The organism is Halomonas sp. CH40 (assembly GCA_041875495.1).
GTDB lineage: Bacteria > Pseudomonadota > Gammaproteobacteria > Pseudomonadales > Halomonadaceae > Vreelandella.
Genome location: CP112982.1, coordinates 2,048,964 through 2,073,039, shown reverse-complemented (window position 1 = coordinate 2,073,039; position 24,076 = coordinate 2,048,964). Strand labels below are relative to the sequence as shown.

The 24,076-nt window shown below is 58.0% G+C and carries 19 protein-coding genes; 10 read left to right on the top strand and 9 right to left on the bottom strand.

Going from position 1 to position 24,076, the window contains the following annotated elements; genetic code table 11:
- Positions 1-49: 49 nt before the first annotated feature.
- Positions 50-1,126, bottom strand: coding sequence for a phytoene/squalene synthase family protein (locus OR573_09530; protein ID XGA78761.1), 1,077 nt, complete (start codon positions 1,124-1,126; stop codon positions 50-52).
- 231 nt (positions 1,127-1,357) lie between these two features.
- On the opposite strand from OR573_09530, the gene OR573_09525 reads away from it, so the two are divergent.
- Together OR573_09525 and OR573_09520 are read left to right on the top strand one after the other, a co-directional pair.
- Complete coding sequence (locus tag OR573_09525; protein XGA78760.1) at positions 1,358-2,200, top strand: fructosamine kinase family protein; 843 nt, start codon at positions 1,358-1,360, stop codon at positions 2,198-2,200.
- Positions 2,201-2,307: 107 nt separating this feature from the next.
- Positions 2,308-3,837: a diguanylate cyclase gene (locus tag OR573_09520; GenBank protein ID XGA78759.1), complete on the top strand. Its 1,530-nt coding sequence runs from the start codon at positions 2,308-2,310 to the stop codon at positions 3,835-3,837.
- A 56-nt stretch (positions 3,838-3,893) separates the two neighbouring features.
- On the opposite strand, the gene mntR is transcribed toward OR573_09520, so the two are convergent.
- Positions 3,894-4,370 carry a manganese-binding transcriptional regulator MntR gene (mntR, locus tag OR573_09515; protein XGA78758.1) on the bottom strand — a complete coding sequence of 159 codons (477 nt, stop codon included), beginning with the start codon at positions 4,368-4,370 and terminating at the stop codon, positions 3,894-3,896.
- A 167-nt stretch (positions 4,371-4,537) separates the two neighbouring features.
- Here mntR and OR573_09510 point away from each other — a divergent pair, with 167 nt between their 5' ends.
- The 3 genes from OR573_09510 (at position 4,538) to OR573_09500 (ending at position 7,182) form a co-directional block, all read left to right on the top strand.
- A complete protein-coding gene (locus OR573_09510) occupies positions 4,538-5,455 on the top strand; it encodes a zinc ABC transporter substrate-binding protein (GenBank protein ID XGA78757.1) in 918 nt (305 codons plus the stop codon).
- Positions 5,452-6,234 carry a metal ABC transporter ATP-binding protein gene (locus tag OR573_09505; protein ID XGA78756.1) on the top strand — a complete coding sequence of 261 codons (783 nt, stop codon included), beginning with the start codon at positions 5,452-5,454 and terminating at the stop codon, positions 6,232-6,234. Before OR573_09510 ends, OR573_09505 begins: the two co-directional genes overlap by 4 nt.
- Before the next feature lie 78 nt (positions 6,235-6,312).
- Entirely contained in the window at positions 6,313-7,182 is an 870-nt protein-coding gene (locus OR573_09500; GenBank protein ID XGA81712.1) for a metal ABC transporter permease, read from the top strand.
- A 36-nt stretch (positions 7,183-7,218) separates the two neighbouring features.
- Here OR573_09500 and OR573_09495 read toward each other — a convergent pair whose 3' ends face one another.
- A complete protein-coding gene (locus OR573_09495; GenBank protein ID XGA78755.1) occupies positions 7,219-8,754 on the bottom strand; it encodes a cation:proton antiporter in 1,536 nt (511 codons plus the stop codon).
- Between the two features lie 36 nt (positions 8,755-8,790).
- The gene (locus tag OR573_09490) at positions 8,791-9,249 is read right to left on the bottom strand and encodes an ion channel (GenBank protein ID XGA78754.1); all 459 of its coding nucleotides are present in this window, start codon (positions 9,247-9,249) and stop codon (positions 8,791-8,793) included.
- Between the two features lie 159 nt (positions 9,250-9,408).
- Between OR573_09490 and fabI the strand changes: the two genes are divergently transcribed.
- The 4 genes from fabI to OR573_09470 all read left to right on the top strand — a co-directional run bounded on the left by fabI (position 9,409) and on the right by OR573_09470 (position 14,395).
- On the top strand, positions 9,409-10,188 hold the full coding sequence (gene fabI / locus OR573_09485; GenBank protein ID XGA78753.1) for an enoyl-ACP reductase FabI: 780 nt from the start codon (positions 9,409-9,411) through the stop codon (positions 10,186-10,188).
- A gap of 58 nt (positions 10,189-10,246) precedes the next feature.
- Positions 10,247-11,683 (top strand): bifunctional enoyl-CoA hydratase/phosphate acetyltransferase, encoded by a 1,437-nt coding sequence (locus tag OR573_09480; protein ID XGA78752.1) that lies wholly within the window; start codon positions 10,247-10,249, stop codon positions 11,681-11,683.
- Between the two features lie 2 nt (positions 11,684-11,685).
- Positions 11,686-12,915 carry an acetate/propionate family kinase gene (locus OR573_09475; protein ID XGA78751.1) on the top strand — a complete coding sequence of 410 codons (1,230 nt, stop codon included), beginning with the start codon at positions 11,686-11,688 and terminating at the stop codon, positions 12,913-12,915.
- Between the two features lie 121 nt (positions 12,916-13,036).
- Positions 13,037-14,395 (top strand): Na+/H+ antiporter family protein, encoded by a 1,359-nt coding sequence (locus tag OR573_09470; protein ID XGA78750.1) that lies wholly within the window; start codon positions 13,037-13,039, stop codon positions 14,393-14,395.
- A 94-nt stretch (positions 14,396-14,489) separates the two neighbouring features.
- Here the strand turns inward: OR573_09470 and OR573_09465 are convergent, their stop codons facing one another.
- From OR573_09465 to ptsP, 5 genes are all read right to left on the bottom strand, one after another.
- The gene (locus OR573_09465; protein XGA78749.1) at positions 14,490-15,233 is read right to left on the bottom strand and encodes a TrmJ/YjtD family RNA methyltransferase; all 744 of its coding nucleotides are present in this window, start codon (positions 15,231-15,233) and stop codon (positions 14,490-14,492) included.
- A gap of 137 nt (positions 15,234-15,370) precedes the next feature.
- The gene (pgi, locus tag OR573_09460; GenBank protein XGA78748.1) at positions 15,371-17,032 is read right to left on the bottom strand and encodes a glucose-6-phosphate isomerase; all 1,662 of its coding nucleotides are present in this window, start codon (positions 17,030-17,032) and stop codon (positions 15,371-15,373) included.
- Between the two features lie 253 nt (positions 17,033-17,285).
- Positions 17,286-19,022, bottom strand: coding sequence for a PTS fructose-like transporter subunit IIB (locus tag OR573_09455; protein ID XGA78747.1), 1,737 nt, complete (start codon positions 19,020-19,022; stop codon positions 17,286-17,288).
- Positions 19,019-19,990, bottom strand: coding sequence for a 1-phosphofructokinase (pfkB, locus tag OR573_09450; protein XGA78746.1), 972 nt, complete (start codon positions 19,988-19,990; stop codon positions 19,019-19,021). Before pfkB ends, OR573_09455 begins: the two co-directional genes overlap by 4 nt.
- Positions 19,990-22,860 (bottom strand): phosphoenolpyruvate--protein phosphotransferase, encoded by a 2,871-nt coding sequence (gene ptsP / locus OR573_09445; GenBank protein ID XGA78745.1) that lies wholly within the window; start codon positions 22,858-22,860, stop codon positions 19,990-19,992. The genes pfkB and ptsP overlap by 1 nt, the downstream gene beginning before the upstream one ends.
- Positions 22,861-23,090: 230 nt before the next feature.
- Between ptsP and cra the strand changes: the two genes are divergently transcribed.
- The gene (gene cra, locus OR573_09440) at positions 23,091-24,068 is read left to right on the top strand and encodes a catabolite repressor/activator (GenBank protein XGA78744.1); all 978 of its coding nucleotides are present in this window, start codon (positions 23,091-23,093) and stop codon (positions 24,066-24,068) included.
- The last annotated feature ends 8 nt before the right edge of the window (positions 24,069-24,076 follow it).

Sequence of the window (24,076 nt, the reverse complement as noted above, 5' to 3'; positions counted from 1 at the left end):
GGCAAACAGATTAACCGAGATCAACCGCTCAGCACCAGATATGCAGCGTCTAACCCATTGCTGACGGTTGCCTGTCGCGTAGAGACACGGCTTGCAGTGGGCCAATATCGGCTGCCTGAAGGTAAGGCAGCCGATGGCGGCCTAAACGGAAAACCCCGCGTAGCAGGGTGTCGTTCCTGACGGAGAGGCTGTTGGCAGCGATGATCAGGCGCATGCGCCGTCGTGATATCTTGACCTGCTGGCCGCTGGAATACCCGGGCTGGGCCGCAATGTTACGCAGCGTTGATAGTGCCATGCCGATTGACCAGCTGCAGAAGCGCCGCATGCCGACTTCTGACGCCGGTATGCGCAGCGTATAGTCCTGCGCCAATTGCAGGTGGTGGTGGGCTACGCCGACCAGATAACGAATACCCTCGCGATAGCCGGGGTGATCCTGCCAGTTTTCTGCTTGTGTCAGATCGACGCCTCGTGCGGCAAACACATCACGTGGCAGCCAGCAGATGCCGCGCTGTTGGTCATCCCAGACGTCTTTAAGAATGTTGGTCATCTGCAGGCCTTGGCCGAAAGCAACGGCAAGGCGCAGCATCTCTTCCCGCTGGGCATGAATCTGAGGGTGGGTGTCAGCGAACAGGCGGGTAAGCATTTCACCTACGCAGCCCGCCACAATGTAACAGTAGTCACGCATGCAGCTGCTGCTTTCAAGACCATAAGGGGATTTCAGGTGTTCAAAGTCGGCCATGCCCTGGCACATGGTATGCAGACAGTCGCGCAGTGCCGCCTGCTGTTCCTGCGGCAGTTCACCAAAGGCGCGCAGCACGCTGGGCGTTTCTGCGACCAGTTCACGCTCCAGCGGGTCGTGGATCAGGCCGGACTCAAGCAAAGTGGTGGCAAACGTTTGTGCAGCATTCCCATCGCCAAGCCCTGCCAGCAGGCGCTGATAATGAATATCCTTGTCCTGTGGCGCCATCTCGGTGCTGTCTTCCACGGTGTCGGCAATCCGGCACAGCAGGTAGGCGTTGGTGATGGCCGGACGCAGGCTTTCTGGCAGCTGGGGAATGGTCAGGGCAAAGGTGCGAGAAACACCCGGCAATAACCGGTTCTGTAAAGCAAGAGACTCAGGTTTCATGGCAGTATCATCGCCGCTTGTGAAGGCATAGACGTTTTCCGTTCAAGCCTGAACCAATCAGGTGAGGGCGCTCTCGCGAGGCAGGTGGGTGAGCGCTGCTGGGCAATGAACAAGGTGAATTCCCGTAGTCTGGCAGTGGCTATAGAGGTTGCCATAGACAATGACATCTTGATGATCGAGAGGCAAGATACTTGATAGTCTACAACCATACACCCAAGTAGGAAGTGCCAAATGACGGATTCTCTTGACGCCTTGCTGGAAACGGCAGGACTGACCGGACGAGGCTCACTTCAACCACTCAGCGGTGGCGATATCGCAGCGGTTTACCGTCTGGCGACTGACCAGGGCGATGTCGTTGTCAAATCAGATTCACCCGAGCGCTTGGCAGGAGAGGCTGAGGGCCTGCAGGCGCTGGCCAAGGCCAATAGCGGCCTGATTGTGCCTGAGGTGCTGGGCCAGCAGGGGGGATGGCTGGTGATGGAGGCGCTGGAAACTGCCCCAGCCCATCAACGCAGTGGGGCCGCACTGGGTGAAGGGCTGCGCAAGCTGCATGGCAATACGGGCGATACTCACGGCTGGGCCCGGGATAACGCCTGTGGCAGCACGCCCCAGCCCAATAAGCCACTGTCTGATGGGCGAGCCTTTCAGCGCGAGCGGCGTCTGTTGCCGCTTGCCCAGGCCTGTTACGCAAAAGGCCTTTTAGACAAGCGCCTGAAAGCTTCCCTGGAAGCGATTGCTGAAAACCTTGAAACCTGGCTGGAAGATGTGCCCGCAAGCCTTGTTCACGGTGATCTCTGGTCGGGTAACGTGCTTTATACCTCGCGCGGGCCAGCCATTATTGACCCAGCCGTCTATCGGCATTACCCAGAGGTGGATCTCGCCATGCTGACGCTGTTTGGCGCACCGGGAGACGCCTTTTTCGAAGCTTACTGGAATGGCCCTGCTCCCCCCGATTGGGATAGGCGTGAAACGCTTTTCCAGCTTTATCCGCTCCTTAACCATCTGCTGCTATTTGGTAGCGGGTATCGTCAAGCGGTCACGCGGGCGATTGATAAGCTGCTATCAATGCGCTGAGCCGTACTGCCTGTTGGCACAAGGTGATGGCAGTTCTGCCATAAGGTGTATATGGTTAGATAGAGAATGTTCGACTTAGGGTTCATCAAGGGAAAAGGTGAAGGGCAATGCCCGATTTCAAACCCTCGTCTGTGGCGACTGAGCCCAGTGAGGCGATCTTTGTACCGAAAAGTCTCAAGGCACAGCTTGAAAAGTGTACAACCTTACCTTCCATGCCGGCAGCGGTTATCAGGGTATTGGACGTCGCCAGACAGCCGGATGCTGGTCTGACAGACTATTCTCAGGCAATAGAAAATGATCCGGCGCTGACGCTGCGGTTATTGTCGCTGGCCAACAGTGCCTTGTATTCGCGTCAACAGATTCGTATGTACACCTGTCATCAAGCGGTTTCCCGGATTGGGTTGGACGGGACGCTGGCAGCGGTGATGAGTTTCGGGCTGGCGCGTATTGGCAAGCAGGAGAGCTATCTTAAGTTGACCTGGCAGCGGGCCATTATCGCGGCCCTGGCAGCGCGCTATCTCTCTGAGCGGCTTTGCCCGCTTTACTCAGGCCCCTTGTTTACTATTGCTCTGCTACAGGATATTGGGGTGCTGGCGCTGGATTGCGTAGCGCCGGAGACCGCTGAAAGACTTTACAGTAAATACCTGTTGGTGCCCTCTCAGTTGGAAAAAAAGGAGCAGGCGCTGTTTGGCTGTAACCATGCCAGCGTAGGGGCTTGGTTAGGCCAGCACTGGGGGCTGCCCGCCCATCTGATTAAAGGTATTGAAGACAGCCACGGCCCCTTGGTAGCCAGCCCGAATGACCTGCTGTGTTTACGTTTGGCAGGCTCGATTGCTGATGCCTGGCTGTGCGGCGACTCTGCCAAAGCAATGGCTAACCTTGTTCGTCAATGCAAGCGGCTTGACGGGCTGGAGGCGATTTCAACCGCTGAGCTACTGGAAAGCATTCAAGCCCAGTTGCCCGATATGGCCAGCCTGCTGGCCGTTGAAATGCCCGAGCATCATGATAATCAACAGATGCTACAGGAAGCCAAGCAACACCTGTTCCAGCAGACGCTATCGCTTCATACGCGTCTTGATCAACAGCAGCAAGAGTTACAACTGTTGCGTCAGCGTCAGGATGAGCTGGAAATGTTGAGCCGCCGGGATGCCTTGACCGGGCTTGCCAATCGCGCTTGGCTGGAAGAGCAGTTGCAGCTGCGCTTTACGTTTTGCCGACAGCATCAGCGCACCATGTCGATTGCTTTTATAGACCTGGATCATTTCAAACATTTGAATGATAAACACGGCCATCAGATAGGCGATAAGGTGCTGGAGCGCTTTGGCGCCCTGCTGACGTCATCGGTGCGTGAGGGCGATCTGGCAGGGCGCTACGGCGGTGAGGAATTTCTACTGGTACTGCCAGATGAGCAGGCCAGCGGCACTCGCACTATTGTAGAACGTCTGATCAAACGCTTGGAGACTGACCCTATCCTGCTGATTGACGGTGATCCACTTTATATCAGTGTCTCGGTGGGTATCGCCTGCCTGTGCGATGGTGATTTCGCTGATATACGCGAATTGATCGATGTGGCAGATCAGTGCATGTACCAAATCAAGCGCTCTGGCAGAAGTGGCCTGGCCATCTATAAGGCGTGAAATCCATAACCTGCAAGTGCCTGCTAGCTTACCTTGGCGTAGCCTAGGGCACTTGCTTACTTGACGTTTTTGCGGATAAACGCCTGCATGATGGCAAGGGTTTCATCGCTGACGTGATGTTCCATGCCTTCGGCGTCTATGCGCGCGGTGGTATCGTTAACTCCCAGGGCGCGCAGAAAATTCAGCACAATATCGTGGCGTGCCCGAGAAACCTGAGCCATATCCTTGCCAGCCGAGGTCAGAAACAGCGAGCGGTAGGGCTGGCTGGTGACCAGGCCCAGCTCATTAAGGCGGCGGATCATCTTGGAAACCGTCGCCTGACTGACCCCCATGCGGCTGGCAATATCTGCCGCTCTTGCCTCGCCGCGATGGGCGATAAGATCACCAATCAGTTCAACATAGTCTTCGATCAGTTCGGTTTCATGGGCAAAGCGTACCGTTTCGTACTGTCGAGCGTGTTGCTCAACAGGCGGTAAGGCATCGCCGCTATCCAATACAGTGGGCGTTTCAGGTGGTTGTGTGTGCTGACTCATGACTCATCTGCTTATAAAAAAATGCCGATGGCAGTGGATGATGTCCATCATGGTAACCTATCATAATGTAAAATTGTTAGCCTAGGCTAAACTATTTGCCTAAGGCTTTCTTGTTGCGCTAAAGTTGTCTTCCATAGCATCAACTGAATTGTAGAAGGAAGGTTATCATGACCAAACACTACCAGTACTGGCTAGGTGGGCTTTTGTTAACGGTCACGTCGCTTGCACAAGCGGCACCTGAAGCGTCGCCGCTGCGCGTTGCGGTGACGTTTACGGTGCTGGGTGATCTGGTGGAGCAGGTGGCGGGTGACGACGCTGAGGTTTCCCAGCTAACGCCCATCAATGCAGAAGTCCACGACTGGGAGCTGACGCCAGGGAATTTTTCCGCTATCGAACGGGCCGATATTATCTTCTATAACGGTTATCAGCTGGAGCAGTGGATGGGCCAGGTGGAATCAGCCGCCCGTGACGGCGTGCTTCTGGTTGGCGTGGCGGAAGCCTCCGGCTACCCGACCCGTGGCATTGTGACCGGTGAGCTGAGCGGCGATACCGACCCGCATCTGTGGATGGACCCGCGCGCGGCTTCAGCCTACGTTGAGGTGATTGCGGATGCCTTGGCAGAAGCCCGGCCGTCCAGCGCAGACGGGTTCAATAGCCGCGCTGAGGTGCTGCAGGAAGAGCTTGAGACTCTGCACGATGAAATCACAGAGACGTTATCAGCGATTCCCGATGAGCAGCGCTTCCTGCTGACCAGCGAAGCGGCGTTTATCTACTTTGCTGAGGCCTATAACTTTGAGCATACCGGTATCTGGGGCAACAATGCTGAATCCGCTGGTGCGCCACGCCAGCTGATGGAGGTCATCGACCTGGTGATGGAACGCCAGCCTGAGGCTATTTTCTGGGAAAGCACCATCTCTGATCGGCACGTCAGCAGTATCGCCCGGGATACCGGGGTTGAGGCTGCCGGGCCGCTGTATGTGGATTCACTCGGTGAGACAGACGGGCCAGCGAGCAGCTATATCGATATGATGCGTCACAACGCCGAACTGTTACGCGAGCACCTGGCGGTGGACAGCGATACATGAGCAGCGATATAGCCAATAACGCGGCGATCAGGGTAGAGGGCGTCTACGCAGCTTACCAGCGTCAGCCAGTGCTCAGTGATATCAACCTGGATTTCCCGCGTGGCCGCTGGACGGCCATTGTCGGGCCTAACGGCGCAGGGAAATCTACCCTGTTTCGTGTGCTGACCGGGAGCATGTCGCCGCTGAAAGGGGAAATCAGCGCCTTTGGAGAGCGTATCTTTAATGCTCGCCGTGCCGGGCGGATTGCCTATATGGCCCAGCGTGAAGCCATTGAGTGGGATTTTCCGATTTCCGTGTGGGATACCGTGATGACCGGCCGTTTTGGTCATATGCGTGAAGACCCGTTATGGCGACGGCTGGCGCCCAGCCGCTTTGTGCATTCGCGCCATACTGAAGCGGTGCGTTCCGCGCTGGCGGATGTAGATATGCTGGGTTTTGCAGACCGCCATATCAGCGCGCTTTCCGGCGGGCAGAAAAAACGCGTGCTGCTTGCCCGCTGCCTGGCCCAGTCGGCGGATATTCTGTTGCTGGATGAGCCTCTGGCAGGAGTGGACCCACCCAGCGAAGCACTGATTCTGGAGGTGCTGGCTGGCCAACGTAAAGCGGGCCGCACCGTTATCATGGTCACCCATGATATGCCGAGTGCTCGCCGCTATGTGGATCACGTTGTGCTGATCAACCGCACAGTGCGCGGAACCGGCTCACCTGAAGATATGCTGAGTGATGCGCGCCTGGCAACGCTGGCTGTAGGGACATCAGATGATGAACTGCAGGACTGACCCTGCCCAATCAACGAGGAGAAATAATTCGTGCAGGCAATTGCTGATCAAGTGACTGCGCCGCTGATAAGCATCCTTATGATGCTGATCAACCTGCTGCCCGCAGGCATAGCGGATGCCTTTCAATATGCGTTCATGCAGCGGGCCTTGCTCACATCGGTGCTGGTAGGCGCAATCTGTGGCCTGCTGTCCTGCTACGTGGTGCTCAAACGCTGGTCGCTGCTGGGCGATGCTATTTCCCATGCGGTACTGCCTGGCGTTGCGATTGCTTATCTGCTGGGCTGGCCGTTTTTCATCGGCGCCTTTATTACCGGTGCCTTGACCTCACTGGGCATTGGCGCCATCGAGCGCCATACGCGAATCAAGTCGGATGCCGCCATGGGCCTGATGTTTACCGGTGCCTTTGCGCTGGGGATAGTGATTATCAGCAAGATCGCCACCAGTACCCATCTGATGCATATCCTGTTTGGCAACGTGTTAGGCGTTCAGCCCACCAATATGCTGCTGACGCTAGCGGCCAGTGTCATCACGCTGTTAGTCATCTGGTTGGCCTATCGTCCCTTGATGCTTTACACCTTCGACCCCCAGCAGGCCCAGGCGTTGGGGTTCAACACCAGCATTGTGCATTACGGGCTGATACTGCTGTTGACCCTGACCATAGTGGCGAGCCTGGAAACCGTGGGGATCATCCTGGTGGTGGCCATGCTGATCACGCCGGGGGCAACGGCGCATATGCTGACTGACCGTTTTGCCACCATGCTGTGGCTCTCAGTAGCAGTCGGGGTGAGCTCTGCCGTGCTGGGCCTGTGGTTGTCGGTGGTGCTGGATGTTGCCTCCGGCGGCAGCATAGTTCTGGTGGCCACCGGCCTGTTTTTCCTGGCCCTGCTGTTTTCACCCAAACATGGGGTCATCATGCGCCAGTGGCGGCGCTGGCGCATGATGGCGTAGGCGTCTTGGGAGAGTGCCGCTGGCCAAAGCAAGATATTAACGTGACATGCACTCCCAGGTTTTCTCGGCAATACCAATGCCCGCGCCAGACTTGACCATGTATGTCTGATCCACACCTGCCTGCTTGAGCGGTTCTTCTTCATCGGTAAAATCGATACCGGCAATAATCTTGCCGGTAAAACCCGCCTTACGTATCTGCGTGGCTGCCAGCAATCGACTTTCCATATTGGGAGTGGTCAATGCTATGGCCTTGAGATTGTCAATATTGAGTTTATGCCAGAAGCCGCTGTCTTCCACATCGGCGTAGACCACGTGGCGCTGGCTCTTGCCTACCTTGTTGGGGTCGGAGTCAATCCCGATAATCGGCAGCTGGCGCTCGGCAAAGAAGTCATAGGCGGCACTACCGGTGCGTCCCATGCCCAGGACCAGTACCTGAGCATTACCGAGATCAATAGGCTGTTCGTCGGGGTGCTCAGTATCGGTTTCTAAGCGGGTGAGCCAGTTTTCCCAGCGGTCAAACAGTGGGTGTGCTATGCGGTTCAGCGGTGCGGCAATCACAAATGAAAGCGCCACCGTAATCGCCAAAGGCACCAGCCATTCATTCAGCACAACAGCAGATACAATCAAGCCGAATTCGCTGTAGGCCGTCAGGCTGAGGCCGCCCAGAAAGGCGTTGCGGGCGCGTACCTTGAAGGCAATCAGCAGGGCGAAGAAAAGTATCCCTTTCAGAGGCAGAATAAAGGCCATCACCACGGCGAAAATCAGCGCTTCAGCGTTTGGCAGGCCCGACATGCCGATCTGCAGGAAGAAGCTGATCAGCAGCATTTCCTTCAGTCCCCACAAGGCATTGGAAAGCTCCTGCGCGCGTGGATGCTTGGCGAGCATCAACCCCATCACCAGAGCGCCAACTTCAGAGCTTAGCCCGACGCTTTCAAACCCCTTTCCACCGACGGCGATAGCCAACACCACGCCCATCAGTACCAGCAATTCGTCGTGTTGGGCAACGTCCATCAGCCAATAGAAAAGTGGCCTTAATAGAGGCAGGGCAAACACCCAGAGTGCCCAGATGGAAGGCGATTGGCCGCTGGCGATGCTGAGTACCGCCAGGGCGACTAGATCCTGAATGATCAGGATGCCAATCGCGATTCGACCATGAAAGGCACGCAATTCCCGCTTGCTTTCCAATACCTTGGCGGCCAATACGGTGCTTGAAAAAGACAGTGCAATGGCCAGCAGCAGGGCTTTTTCAAAGCTCAGTTCCAGAAAGAACAAAAAGCCAGCGGTAAAAACGCCACTGGTAATCGCCAGATGGATAAAGGCGCCACCTAGCACGGCGGGTTGAACCAGGCTCTTGATATTGAGTTTCAGGCCAATGGTAAACAGCAGCAGCAAGACCCCAAGGTGGGCTATATGCTCAAGAACCGGGCTTGCATCGCTGGGTAAGCCGATGCTTGGGCCGATGGCATTGAGCGCAAAGCCAGCCGCCAGAAAGCCAACCAAGGGTGGCAGGCTAAGCTGCCTGGCCAAGATTCCAGCGACAAAAGCAATAGAAAGAGCAATAACTTCCAACATGAGGCGTCCTTTTTGTGATGTACACAGCGGCCAAGTTTACCTATCTTTCATCCAGTGCTTTTGCATCTCAAGAAACGTGAACGAGGCTGACCAGGTAATCAGCACAAAGCCGGTGAGTGCCAGGGTGCCGTATAAAAACCGCACGGCGCCGAGGGCGTAAATATCACCATAACCAACGGTGGTATAGGTCACCGCTGAAAAAAACACGTAATCAAGAAAATTAAAGCTGTCATATCCCTCTAATGATCCTATGCCCGCGTATTCACTGAGCAGCCAGCCAGTGGCAGCGAAGAGCCAGATTTCCAGTATATGAATAATCAAAACGCCAAAGGCCATACCGAGAATCCTCTGGCGGTGAGGGCACACAGATCGGTCGATAAACCTTGAGATAATCATCAAGGACTCATAGTGAATCAAGACAGCAATGATGACCGCCAGCGTGGTTGCTAATACAACGGTAACGTGTTCCGAATAAGGTATAGGCAGTGTCAACATCAATAATCACTGTTTAACAAAGCATTAAACATGCATGAAAGGTAAAAAACTGCTAACTTTGTTGCAGTGCAATATATTTTCTGGCTCAACTATTGCAGTATTGATTTTTTCGTCGCTGCTAATTCGTTGCTACTAATTCCTTCCTACTAAGGAGTCCGCATGTCTCATAACCCATTTTCATTGGCTGGCAAAGTCGGCATTGTAGCGGGTCTTGCCAATCATGACAGCATTGCCTTTGGTTGCGCCCAGGCGTTACATGAAGCCGGTGCTGAATGCCTGGTGACCTATGCCACTCCGAAAGCCGAGAAATTTGTCACACCCCTGCTCGAAGAAATGGGCAATCCCGAGCTGATGCTGTGCGACGTGCAGCAGGATGACCAGCTCGATGCCCTGTTTGCCCGTGCCCATGAGCGCTGGGGTCGGGTCGATTTTGTGGTTCACTCGATTGCCTTCGCCCCGCTGGAAGACCTGCATGGGCGAGTGGTTGACTGCTCCCGTGATGGCTTTGCCCAGGCCATGGATATTTCCTGTCATTCCTTCATTCGCATGGCCAAGCGCGCCGAACCCCTTATGCAAGAGGGCGGCGGCACCCTGTTCAACATGACCTATTACGGCGCTGAAAAGGTGGTTGATAACTACAACCTGATGGGGCCGGTCAAGGCCGCTTTGGAAGCCGCTACCGGTTATATCGCCACCGAACTTGGCCCTCAAGGGATTCGCGTTCACGGCGTATCTCCCGGGGCCATTCGCACCCGGGCAGCATCGGGCCTCAAGCATTTTGAGGAACTGGCCCACGACGGCGAAACACGTTCGCCGCTGCGTCGCCTGGCCAGCGTGCAGGATGTTGGTCATGCCGTTGTCTACCTGGCATCAGATGCAGGCGCTGCGCTGACCGGCTTGACCCACTATGTGGACGCTGGTCATCACCTGCGCTTCTAGATGACTGAGCAGTTCAGAGTCTGTTGGCTTACGCGCGACTATTTGAAGGAGGCACGGCATGCCTGCATACGAGTTAACTGAAAATAATGTGATTGAAAACCGCACCTATGACGAGATTGAAGTGGGTGAGGAAGCGTTTCTCGAAAAGCGCCTGACCGTCGAGGACATCAAGCTGTTTGCGGTGATGTCCGGCGACGTTAACCCCGCTCACGTGGATGAAGATTTTGCCAAGAGCAGCCGCTTTCAGGAAGTGATTGCCCATGGCATGTGGGGCGGCGCGCTGATTTCAACCGTGCTGGGCACCCAACTGCCTGGGCCGGGAACGGTGTATCTCGGCCAGACGCTGCGCTTCAAGGCGCCGGTACGTCTGGGTGACGTCCTCCGGGTATCGGTACGTGCCATGGAAAAGGACGACCAGCGCCACCAGATCACCTTTGCCTGCCGGTGTGAAAACCAGCGCGGCGATACAGTGATTGAAGGCGATGCCCGGGTGCTGGCGCCGACCAAGAAAATCAGCCGCCCGCGTACCTTGCTGCCCAAGGTGCGCCTGACCGAGCGCGGGCGGCTGCATGAAATCCTGACCGCCGCTGACCACCCGGCGGCGATGGCGACGGCCGTGGTTCACCCGGTGGATGAAAGCGCTATTCGTGGGGCCGTGGAGTCGGCTGCCCAGGGCTTGATTATTCCTGTTCTGGTAGGGCCAAGAGCCAAGATCCAGGCAGCGGCAGATCAGGCCGAGGTGGATATCAGTGATTTTGAGCTGGTGGATGTGCCCCATAGCCATGCCGCCGCCGAGAAATCCGTCGCCCTGGCCCGTGAAGGTAAGGTCGGCGCGCTGATGAAAGGCACGCTGCATACCGATGAGCTGCTGCATGAGGTGCTCAAGCGTGACACCGGCCTGCGCACCGAGCGCTGCCTGAGCCATGTGATGGCCTTCGATGTGCCGACCTATCCGCGCCCGCTGTTGATTACCGATGCGGCGATCAATATCTATCCCAAGTTGGCGGCAAAGCGCGATATTGTTCAGAATGCCATTGAGCTGGCTCATGCGCTGGGTAATACCAACCCCAATGTGGCGCTGCTGTCGGCGGTTGAAACCATCAACCCGAAAATCTTCTCCACTCTGGACGCTGCCGCGCTGTGCAAAATGGCTGAACGTGGTCAGATTACCGGCGGCAATCTGGATGGCCCTCTGGCCTTTGACAATGCGGTTTCCGAGGCGGCTGCCAAGACCAAGGGCATTGTCTCCAAGGTCGCTGGCCATGCGGATATTCTGGTCGCGCCGGATCTCGAAGCCGCCAATATGCTGATGAAGCAGCTCACTCATCTGGCCGATGCCACCGGCGCGGGCCTGGTGGTCGGCGCACGGGTGCCAATCATGCTGACCAGCCGTGCTGACGACGCCCTGACGCGCATGGCTTCAAGTGCGCTGGCCTTGCTGCTGGCGGATCATCAGATAAAAGCCAGCCTGCCTGATGATTCACACGGAGCCTGAACATGGACGATATTCTGGTACTCAATAGCGGTTCTTCCAGCGTCAAGTTTGCACTCTACCGGGTTAGTCAGCAGGAAGCGGCTAACGACGAAGGGGCTTTGACGCTGACCTATAGCGGCCACTTTTCCGGCCTGGCGACATCGCAAAGCAAGGTGTCCCTGGCGCATTGGAGTGTGGAGCAGGGTGCAGAACCCTACTCCTCAGAGGCGCTTAAGGCCCTTGGTCTGACGCCCGCCGAGACCCACGAGCAGGCCATCACCATGTTGATGACCTGGCTTGATCAGCGTGATGATAAAGCCACTCTGGCGGCGGTTGGCCATCGCGTGGTACATGGCGGCCAGACCTACCATGAGGCAGTAAAGCTCAGCGCTGAAGATGTTGAACGTCTGGAGGCGTTGACCAGTCTGGCACCGCTGCATCAGCCCCATGGCCTGGCGCCGATCAAGGTATTGATGGAGCAACGCCCAGAACTGCCCCAGGTCGCCTGCTTTGATACCGCCTTCCATGCCCAGCAGCCCTGGCAGGCGCGGCAGTTTGCCCTGCCGCGTGAGCTGACCGCCAAAGGGCTTTTGCGCTACGGCTTCCACGGGCTGTCCTACGATTATATCCAGCGCACCCTGCCCAAGGTGCTGCCCGCTGATGCGCCACGCTCCAAGGTGATTGTGGCCCACCTGGGCAACGGCGCCAGCATGTGTGCCATCCGCGAGGGTGTCAGTGTTGCCTCGACCATGGGATTCACCGCCCTGGATGGCTTGCCGATGGGAACGCGCTCGGGCTCTCTTGACCCTGGGTTGGTGCTGCATCTGGCCAGCCATGAAGGTATGAGTCTGGAGGAGGTTTCCACCCTGCTATACAAGCGCTCAGGCCTTCTGGGGGTGTCCGGCATCAGCAGCGATATGCGTGAACTGCTGGAAAGCGATGCCCCTGAGGCGAGCGAAGCCATAGAGCTCTATTGCTACCGAGCGGCGCGGGAAATTGCCAGTTTGGCCGGTGCCCTGGGCGGCGTGGAGCAGCTGGTGTTTACCGCCGGGGTGGGCGAGCACGCCGCACAGGTGCGGGCCAAGATCGTCGCCCAGTGTGAATGGTTGGGCATGCAGCTGGATGACAGCGCCAATCAGCAAAGCGCCCCTTGTATATCATCCGCTGATAGCCATGTGGGCATCTGGGTCATTCCCACTGATGAAGAAAGGGTGATTGCTATTGACTGCCTGAACCTGCTTGAGCTGAACTGAACTTGAACTGCGCTATGTTTAAACTGGAAGAATAGCAAATTCGACTACCGAAGGCGTTCTGATCTGATAGAATCTCCGGCTTTTGTGAACTTGATAATTCATTAACACTGCTGGAGTCTGGATGAACGCGGTTATTCTTGCTGTACTGGTGATGGTGGTACTTTCGCTCGCCCGAGTGTCTGTGGTGTTTGCCCTGGTGGCCGGGGCGCTGGTGGGCGGTCTGGTGGGGGGCTTGTCGCTTGAACAGACGCTGGATGCCTTCAATACCGGAGTCGGCGGTGGTGCGCAGGTCGCCTTGGCTTATGCCACCCTGGGGGCTTTTGCGGTGGCTATTTCACGTTCCGGCCTGCCGGATATGCTGGCGCTGCGTCTGATTAGCCTATTAGGTCAGGAAGCCAATGCCGCCCAGCAGGCCAGGGTGAAAACCCTGCTACTCAGCGCGGTGCTGCTGGTGGCAGTGTTTTCCCAGAACCTGATTCCGGTGCATATTGCCTTTATCCCGATCCTGATTCCGCCTTTGCTCAAGGTCATGAATCAGCTCAATCTTGACCGCCGTGCCGTTGCCTGCGCGCTCACTTTCGGGCTGACGGCACCCTATATGCTGCTGCCGGTGGGCTTTGGAGCCATCTTCCTGAATGACATCCTGCTGGCTAACCTGAACAGCGCCGGGGCGCCTTTGGGGCTGGAAGTGACCCGCTCCATGGTGCCGCTGGCCATGGCCATTCCCGTGGGCGGTATGGCCATAGGGCTTTTGGTGGCGTTGTTCTGGAGCTATCGCAAACCGCGTCATTATCAGGCATTGGAGGTAGCCAGCCAGCAGTCACAGCAGGGGGGCGACAGCCATACCGGCACGCCCAAGCCGCATAGGCTGGGTCTGATTATGTCAGGCGTGGCCATCGTGGCAGCGCTGGGGCTGCAGTTGTATAGCGGCTCGATGATTCTGGGTGGTCTGGTCGGTGTGGCCTTGCTCTCGCTGGGCGGCATCTTCAAATGGCGCGAGGCCGACGACCTGTTTACCAGCGGCATGCGCATGATGGCACTGATCGGTTTTATCATGATTTCAGCGGCGGGCTTTGCCGAGGTTATGAAAACCACCGGCGACATCGATGCTCTGGTGGAAAGTGCTTTTGCGGTATTTGGCGATAATCGCGGTTTGGCGGCGCTGATCATGCTGCTGGTCGGGCTGTTTATCACTTTAGGTATAGGGTCGTCGTTTTCCACCATACCGATTATTGCAGCGATTTTTGTGCCGCTGGCCCTGCAGTTTGGCTTTTCGCCGATGGCTACCGTGGTGCTGGTTGGCACTGCTGCAGCGCTTGGCGATGCTGGCTCACCGGCATCGGATTCTACTCTGGGGCCCACCTCGGGGCTGAACGTCGACCGCCAACATGACCACATCTGGGATAGCGTGGTTCCGACCTTTCTACACTACAACCTGCCGTTGATAGGCTTTGGCTGGCTGGCGGCCATGATGCTCTAGCCGCCAGAAAACAGACTTGGCAAGAACTGAAAAGGCAGCCTGCGATTCGAGGCTGCCTTTTTTGTACCAGTTATTACGGCTCAGCTAGCGTGGATTAGCTATCCGACTGCTGGGGAAGGTGAGCATCCAGGGCGCTTAACCAGCCGCGCAGCAGGGAAAGCTCCTTGCGGCTGGGTTCGGCTCTGGCAAACAGTGCCTGGAGCTGCTCTTCGGTGCGGGCGTGGGGCTGGGTAAGAAAGCCGCTACGCTGCATTACCTGGCTGAGGTGATCCTGAAAATGCCCGAACTGCTCGCGGGTAGGCGGTATGGCTTCGCTGGGTGTCTGATAGACAAAACCGCTGTCTGCGCGGCGGCGCCAATGGCGGTGAAGCTCATAGGCCAGAATCTGCACCGCTTGGGACAGATTGAGAATGCCGTAGTCAGGGTTAGCCGGAATACTGACCTGATGGGTGCAGCAGCGGATTTCCGCGTTGGTCAGCCCCGAACGCTCACGGCCAAATACCAGGGCCACTGGTTGGTGCTGGGCGTTATCCATCACGCTTTGGGCCATATCGTCTGGCTCATCAAAGTGAGGGAGTGGCATGCTGCGTAAGCGGGCGCTGGCGCCAACAACCTGCACGCAGCCGCTGACCGCTTCTTCGAGGGAACTGACCACCTGGGCATTGTCGAGCACATCGCTTGCCCCTGCGGCCAGCCGAGTGGCTTCGGCGTCGGGGAAGGCCCTTGGGTTAACCAGCACCAGTCGGGTCAGCCCCATGGTTTTCATGGCGCGCGCCGTTGCGCCGATATTGCCGGGGTGAAAGGTCTGTACCAGGATAATGCGAATATTGGAAAGCACGGATCGGGCACCTGCAAGCGGCCAAATAAAGCGGCTGATTTTATCACGCTTTCAGCGCCGTTGAGGCGTCAAGTGCTCAGCCTGCCCTTTAGTACACTTGCGGGGCAGACGGAGGTGACTGATTCAGGAGAGGGAACTCAAGAGCGAGCTTTGGTTTTCTTGGCTGGCTTTGTTGATGCGCCTGTCTGCTCGCTATTGCCGCTGGGGAAGTGCCCGCGCACCAGCTCCAGTAGCCCCTGGGTGGAGGCATCAAAGTCGGCGGCATTGGTGTCAATCCGCTCGCTGATTTCACCGGCAATCCGTTTGCCCAGCTGCACGCCCCATTGGTCAAAGGAATTGATGTTCCAGATCACGCCCTGAACAAACACCTTGTGTTCGTAGAGGGCAATCAGGGCGCCCAGGTTTTTTGGCGTAAGCTCGTCCAGTAGCAGGGTGCTGGAAGGCCGATTGCCGGGGCAGCTATAGGGGTCGTGCTGGCTCAGCTCTTTACTGTCTCCCTGGCTGCCTTCCATAAAGGCGTTGGCCTGGGCGAGCATATTGGTGAGTAGCGCAAAATGATGGTCTTCCACGCCGGGTTCGGGTTTCAGCGAGGCAATAAAGTCAATCGGCACGTAGCGGGTGCCCTGGTGCAGCAGCTGGAAGAAGGCGTGCTGGCCGTTGGAACCGGTCTGCCCCCAGACAATCGGGCCGGTCTTGTAGTTGACCGGATGGCCGAAAATATCCACCGACTTGCCGTTGGATTCCATATCCAGCTGCTGCAGAAAGGCGGGCAGCTGGTTGAGGGCTTGATCATAGGGCACGATGGCCTGGGTTTCAGCGCCAACAAAGTTGATGTACCAGATCCCGATCAGCGCCATCAGCACTGGCATATTCTGCGAGAAGGGCGCTTCGATAAAATGGCGATCCATCTCATGGGCGCCTTCCAGTAGCTCGATAAAGCCTTCAAAGCCCACCGAAAGCGCAATCGGCAGGCCAATCGACGACCACATGGAGTAGCGCCCGCCCACCCAGGCCCAGAACTCGAACACGTTCTCTTCACGTATGCCGAACGCCATCGCTGCCTTGCGGTTGGTGGAAGCGGCAATAAAGTGGGCGCCTACGTCGGCATCTTCGCCGGCATTTTCCAGGAACCAGCGCCGCGCCGTCTTGGCGTTGAGCAGGGTCTCCTGGGTGGAAAACGTCTTGGTCGAGACAATGAATAGTGTGGTGGCCGGATCGAGCCGCGACAGCACCTTCTGGATATGGGTGCCATCGACGTTGGAAACAAAGTGGAAATGCAGCTCCGGGTGGCGATATTTGAGCAGGGCGCGCACCGCCATGTTGGGCCCAAGATCCGAGCCGCCAATACCAATATTGACCACGTCCTTGATGCGCTGGCCGTTATAGCCTTTCCATTCACCGCTTCTGACCGCTTCTGAAAACTGCTTGATCTGTTCCCGGGTGCGGTTGATTTCCGGCATGACATCCTGGCCGTCAACATGCACTGCGTCAGCGCTTAAATTGCGTAGTGCAGTATGCAGTACCGGGCGGTTCTCGGTGACATTGATAATATCGCCTGAAAACATCTGCGCGCGGCGCTGCACCAGGGCGGAATGGTCGGCCAGTTCCAGCAGCTTGTTGAGCACTTCATCCGAGACGTGATGCTTAGAGTAATCCAGGAAGAGGCCGCCCACCCGCAGGCTCATCTTTTCAAAGCGCTGCGGGTCATTGGTGAAGTAATCACGAATGCGGTCGTTGGCGGTAGTGTCGTGCAGGCGTTCAAGGGCCTGCCAGGTCACGCTGCGAGTGAGTTGAAACATAGAAGGCGGTCCTGTTGTTATAGATCGTTATTGATGACGCGAGCGATGCGGTAGCTCGGACAAATCTTTATTTATGTAAAAATACTACATAAAACCCCGTCTGAAGCAACAGATAAGCAGATTATCGCTAAAAAATTGCTAATAAATCGTGGTGAGTGCTATTGGAGAGGTAATAAACGCTGTTAGAGAGAATGGCTGTAGCAGGATAAGCGCTGAGTAGGCTGTTGCCTACCCAGCGCTGGAGGTGAAGCGTTTAGCTGGCCACAGCAACTTGAGCCGCGCCGCGTTTGATAAACGCATAGCCCAAGCCGGTTACCAGTGAGCCCGCCACAATAGCACCCAGATAGAGCAGTACAGGAGTAATGGCGTTAGGAATCAGCAGAACAAAGATACCGCCGTGAGGGGCCATCAGCTGTGCGCCTACCAGCATGGAAAGCGCGCCGGTCAGCGCCCCGCCTACCATGCAGGCAGGGATAACCCGCAGCGGGTCTTTTGCCGCAAACGGAATGGCGCCTTCGCTGATAAAGCAGAAGCCGAGCACTAGAGATGCCTTGCCCGCCTCACGCTCAGGTTCAGAAAACTTATGGCGCGCCACGAAACTGGCAATACCCATGCCAATGGCGGGCACCATGCCTGCCGCCATGATGGCGGCCATGGGGCCGTAGGTTTCCGAGGCTAGCAGGCCCACACCAAAGGTATAGGCCGCCTTGTTGACGGGGCCGCCAAGGTCAAAGCACATCATCGAACCCAGCAGAATGCCGAGGAGTACTGCGTTGGTTGAACCCATGGATTCAAGGAAGCTGGTTAGCGCGTCAAGCAAGGCCGCCACGGGCTCGCCAATCACATAGATCATGGTCAGGCCGGTCACCAGGCTGGCCACCAGAGGAATGATCAGAATCGGCTTGAGCGACTCAATGCTGGAAGGCAGCTTGACATAGCGGGTCACCGCCAGGGCCACATAGCCTGCCAGAAAGCCTGCCAGAATACCGCCAATAAACCCGGAGCCGATATTGGCCGCCAGCATACCGCCAATCATGCCCGGGGCAATGCCGGGGCGGTCAGCGATGGAATAGGCAATATAGCCTGCCAGCACGGGGATCATCAGCGCGAAAGCCGTGCCGCCGCCAATTTCCATGAGCGCGGCGGCCAGGGTGCCTTCTTCCTGGAAGGCTTCAATACCGAAGACAAACGACAGCGCAATCAATAGGCCCCCCGCTACCACCATCGGCAGCATAAACGACACCCCGGTGAGCAGGTGCTTGTAAACGCCTTTCTCTTTTACGCTCTTGTTCGCGCTGCCTGTGTTCGCACTGCTGGTGTTTTCTACACTGGCTTCAACCAGGGCGGCTTCCAGGGTGGGGCGAGGCTTTTTCAGCGCATTGCCGGTTGAGGTGCGATACACTCGCTTGCCAGCAAAACGTGCCGGGTCTACGTCGATATCGCAGGCCAGAACCACCACATCAGCGTCGGCGATCTCTTCTTCGCTTAATTGATCCTGAGCGCCTACCGAGCCCTGGGTTTCCACGCGAATGGCGTGCCCCATTGCTCTACCTGCTTCGGCAAGTGCTTCGGCGGCCATAAAGGTATGGGCTACCCCGGTGGGGCAGGCGGTCACTGCCACAATCTTCTTGCCGCCGGTGGCGCCGGTGGCTGCTGGAGTCGCGGCGCTTGCAGGCGGGGTGTAAATCGGCGCCTCGCGTTTGGCCTGGGTTAAGAAGGCGCTGGGGTCGGGCAGGGCGCTGGCGATTGGCGCGCGGAAGAGCCGTTTGCCCGCAAAGCGTTCCGGGGCAGGAACGTGGTCGGCTGCGACGACGATAAGGTCGGCATTGGCAATTTGCTCGGCGCTGGCGGCCTGCAGCGGCGCAACTTCGCCGTGCATTTCCACATGAGCGCTCCAGCCCATTTGGGTGGCTGCCTGTTCAAGGCGCTTGGCAGCCAGGAAGGTGGTCGCCATGCCGCTAGGGCAGGCGGTAATCAGGATCAGGTTCATCGCGTGGCTCCCTCGGTGATGACGTCGTCAAGACGCCGTACCAAAGTCTGTTGTTGGAGTAAGTCAAAGTCGTCGGCATGGGGGGTGCCCACGCCAACATGGCGAACCGCTTCGGCAGAGAGCGCCGTCGCGATGCGAAGGGTGTCGTGTGGGGTGAAGCCGCTGAGCAGCCCGTGGAGCATGCCAGCCACAAAGGTATCGCCCGCACAGACGGTGTTGGTGGCGTTGACGTCAGGCGGCGTGGACTGCCAGATGCCCTGTGAGCTGACCCATAAAACGCCTTCTGCACCTGCGGAAATCAACGAGTGCTCGATGCCGCTGGCGTGCAGGCGTTGGGCCGCAGCCTGGCGCTGCTGGTGAGAATGGAGTGTGTCACCCGCCCAATCGGCAAGTTCCGTCTCGTTAGGTTTGACGGCGCTAGGCTCGGCGGCAATGGCGGTCAGCAGTGCCGGGCCGCTGGTGTCTATCCATAGCGGCACGCCGTAGTTTTTCAGGCTGGCGAGCAGTTGCGCAAAATACGCCTGGTCAAACCCCGGCGGCAGGCTGCCAGCGACGACGATCGCCTGGGGCGGTGAGGTACGCTGAAAAAGGCTGTCCAAGATTTGGCGTAAAGCATCCAGATGGGCTGGCGCAATCGGCATGCCGGGGCCGTTGATGTCTGTCACGCGGCCGCTTTTTTCCGCCAGCTTGGCGTTAATACGGGTGCTGCCGGGCACCCGCACAAAAGCATCCTCGACGCCGTAGTGGGGAAAGGCCAGGCTGAACGGGGCGTCGTTATCCTGGCCGAGAAAACCGCTGACAATCACCTCGTGGCCTAGGCTTGCCAGCACACGGGCGACGTTAACGCCCTTGCCCGCCGCTTCCAGCTGGGCGCTGTCGGGGCGATTCACCTGGCCGGGCGTCAGCGTTTCCAGGTTGAACGCTAAATCCAGCGCAGGGTTGAGTGTAATGCACACGACCTGGGCCATTAGCGGGCCTCCAGGGCATCGCGTACTTCATCACTGGTGGCCTTGCCTAGCGCTAACTGGGCGCTGGCTTGGCCATCGGCAAGGTCAAACTCACGTAGGCGCGCCTTGACCAGCGGGATCTGGCGCGCACTGACGGACAGCTCATCGACGCCCAAGCCTACCAACACAGGGATGGCCATGGCGTCCGAGGCCAGTTCGCCGCATACGCCGACCCATTTGCCGTGAGCGTGCGCAGCATCGACGCTCATCTGGATCAGGCGCAGTACGGCGGGGTGCAGGCCGTCAGCCTGGGCAGACAGCTCCGGGTGGCCACGGTCAATGGCCAGGGTGTATTGGGTCAGGTCATTAGTGCCGATAGAGAAGAAATCCACCTCGGCCGCGAGTGTCGGTGCTAATAGAGCGCTGGAAGGCACTTCGATCATTATGCCCAGCTGTACATCAGTGGCGCGCTCAGCCAGAGGGATCTCGCTGAGCAGACGGTCGTAGATCACCTTGGCGGCGCGGAATTCAGCCACATCCTTGACCATCGGCAGCATGATGCGGAGCGGACGGCCGACGGCTGCCATCAGCAGTGCACGAATCTGTGTTTCCAGCACGTCCGGCTGGGTCAGCGCCAAACGAATGCCGCGCAGGCCCAGGAAAGGATTGTCTTCCTGGGGAACCGGCCAGTAGGGCAGCGGCTTGTCGCCCCCGACATCCAGAGTGCGCGCCACCAGCGGGCGGCCATCCAGGGCATCGGTGGCTTCGCGGTATTCGGCAATCTGGGTGGCCAGATCCGGTGCGCTGGCGTGGGCCATAAACAGGAACTCGGTGCGTAGCAGACCAACGCCTTCGGCACCACGTTCAACCGCGTCAGCGGCGTGGGCGGTGTTGCCCAGGTTGGCGGCCACTTCAACCCTGTGGCCATCGCGGGTTTGAGCCTGCTCAAAACGCAGCTCCCAGGCATCGGCTTCACGCTGTTGCTGATCAAGAAGCTGTTGCTCCGCGCGCTGCAGGCGTTCTTCGCAGGGCTGAGAGGTAACCCGGCCACGCTCCCCATCCAGAACCATCATGCTGCCGTTGTGCAGCGCCATCACGGCTTCACCGGCGCCGACCACGGCGGGAATGCCCAGGGCGCGGGCCAGAATGGCGCTGTGGGCAGTGGCACCGCCACGTACGGTCAGCAGGCCGCGTACACGTGAGGTATCCAGGCGAGCAACATCAGAGGGGCCGATGTCATCCATCACCAGGATATACGGGTGGTCAGGGGGCTCGGGTAGCTGGACATCGCACAGTACACCCAGCACACGGCGGCCAACGTCGCGCAGGTCGGCGGCGCGCTCAGCCAACAGGCGGTCAGCCAGCATTTCCTGAGCATGGGCGGCGGTTTCAATGGCATTCCACCAGCCCGCTTCGGCTGAACGCCCTTCGCCAATCGCCTCAATGGCCGCGTGATGCAGCTCGGGGTCGTCAAGCATCTCTTCGTGCATGGAAAGAATATCCGCCACTTCGCCACCCGGGGCCTGATGAACCAGCGCCTGCAGTTGAGCGGCGCCTTCCTTCAAGGCTGCTTCCAGGCGGCGTATCTGATCCTCGGAATCGCTGGCGTGTTCAGGGTAGTCAAACTGCATCGGGCGAATCACAAACACCGGCGCAATGGCCAGGCCTGGCGAAGCAGCCACCCCTGTGTGGGGCGTGTCGGCAATTAACGGAGCCGCAGTAGGATGGCCTGCATCGCTTACAGCTGGCTTCTCATAGCCAGCGTCAAAGGGGGTTACTTTTTCGCCCAGGCCGTCTTCTACGGCAGTGGCAACCGCTTCCAGTGCTGTACTTGCCTGCTCGCCCTCGGCAGACAGAATCAGCCACTGGCCACGCCGTGCGCCCAGGCCAATCACCTTGGTCAGGCTGGCGGCGGATACCGGGGTCGCATTGCCTTCTTCCAGGCGCACGTTAATCGCCATGGATTGTGCCCGGGCAATCTGTACCAGCTGCTTGGCCGGTCGGGCGTGCAGGCCGTGGGGGTTCAAAACACGTACCCGGCGAGACTGGGTGCTGGCCGTTTCACCAGCCAGGGCGGCCAGCAGTTCGGCGCTGTTTTTACCTACCAAGCGGTCGCTTTCGTCGTTCTCCAACACTGCCAACAGCTGTTCAAGCAGCGGGCGGTGGGCATCGCCGCTGGCGGCTAAACAGAACAAGGCATGAACGGGGTGGCCCTCATGTTCCAGTTTCGGGTCAGCGGGTGTGGCCACGCCTAATGCCGGATGGTTAGCGCCTTGAGCGTGGCTTGAAAACCACAGGCCCTGGCCAAGCCATTGAGGCTGAGAACCCGCAACGGCGCTGATAAAGGTGTTATCGACGCAGCCGCTTTGGTGCAGCCGTGCGGCAGCCGCCAAAGCGAGTTCTTGCGGGTCGCGGGCGGGAAAGTTAACGCACAGCGTATCGCCATCCAGGCGCGGTTCAAGCGTTGGCTTGGACAGCAGCCGTGCTATCTCGGTGGCGGATTGGGCGCTGGCCAGCTGATCTGCCACGCCATCGCGATCCAGTACATGGGTCAGCTGACGCAGGATGCCCAGGTGTTCGTCATTCTGGGCGGCAATGGTCACCAGAACATGGACTGTCTGGCCATCATGCCACTGAACCCCTTGGGGGAACTGCAGCACACGTACGCCGGTGCGTTTTACATGCTGGCGACTTTCCGGCGTGCCGTGGGGAATGGCAATCGCATTGCCTAAATAGGTTGACGACTGTGCTTCGCGGGCATGCAGGCCGTCACGGTAATCCGCCTCGACCAGGCCAGTCTCGGTTAGCGCTTGGGCAGCGTTGTCGAGCGCCGCTTGCCAGTTGTCTGCATGACGGTCGAGCAAGATGTCATCGGGGCCGAGAGTCAACATTGGGATCTCCTGTAAACGCGCTCAGGCAACGTCTGCACGTGGCGATAAGTCTCTACACATAAGACGTTAGTCGTTTATTATTGAAGTTAACTGGATGAATCGTGTCACCTGTGGTTAGTTGGCTATGCTGAATCGATTCACTTAAAGACACAAGGGTTGTCTTTCTAGACTTTAGTCGGGGTGGGGTGAAGCGGCTGATAAACTACACCGGCAACCAAAGGGAGAATTGCATGACACTTGCCGACATTGCCCGGCTTGCGGGCGTATCGCGCACCACGGCGAGCTATGTAATCAACGGCCAGGCTGAGAAGCGCAGGATCAGCGCCGCTACCATTGAAAAAGTCATGGCGGTGGTGCGTCAGCATCGCTACCACGTTGACCCTCAGGCAGCGGCGCTGCGCCGTGGCGCAAGTCGGCTGATTGGCTTGATCGTGCCTGATCTTGAAAATATCAGCTATGCGCGGCTGGCAAAACGCCTGGAACGCGGTGCCCGCGAGCGGGGTTACCAGCTGTTAGTGGTGAGCTCTGATGACTGCGCCGACAGTGAGCGCACCTTGGCGCTGGCGCTGCGTGCGCAGCGCTGTGAGGTATTGATTACCGCCAGTTGTCTGGCCGAAGGTGACCTCTTTTATGCTGACCTGATTGATGAAGGCTGGTATGTGGTGGGCATGGATCGCGGGCTTGCACCCATGCGCTTTGCCAGCGTGGTCAGTAACGACCGGGAAGCTGCCTATACGCTGACGCGTTCGGTCATCACCGCCAGTACTCAGCGGGTTGCGTGGTTGGAGGCCATGCCGGGGCTGTCGATCAGCCGTGAGCGGCAGGCAGGCTTTGAGGCGGCGCTTCAAGGCAGTTCCATTGAGCCGATAATATTGAGTGGCACGCATTATGAGCGCAGCGAGGGCGCTCGCCTTGCCGCTTCACTGCTGGATGAAAAAGGCGGCGCGGATGCGTTAGTGACGGCGTCTTATGTGCTGCTGGAAGGGGTGTTTGATGTATTTCTTGAACGCGGTGGCTTGCCTGACCGGATGCGGCTGGCCACCTTTGGTGACCATCGGCTGTTGGACTTCCTGCCCCAAGCGGTGAATTCAGCGCTGCAGGACTATGACCGTATTGCCGAACTCACCCTGGACTGTGCCCTGAAGGCCATGCAGGGAGATTACCAATGCGGGCAGCAGGTGGTGGCGCGCCACCTGCGTACCCGCTAGAGCTTATC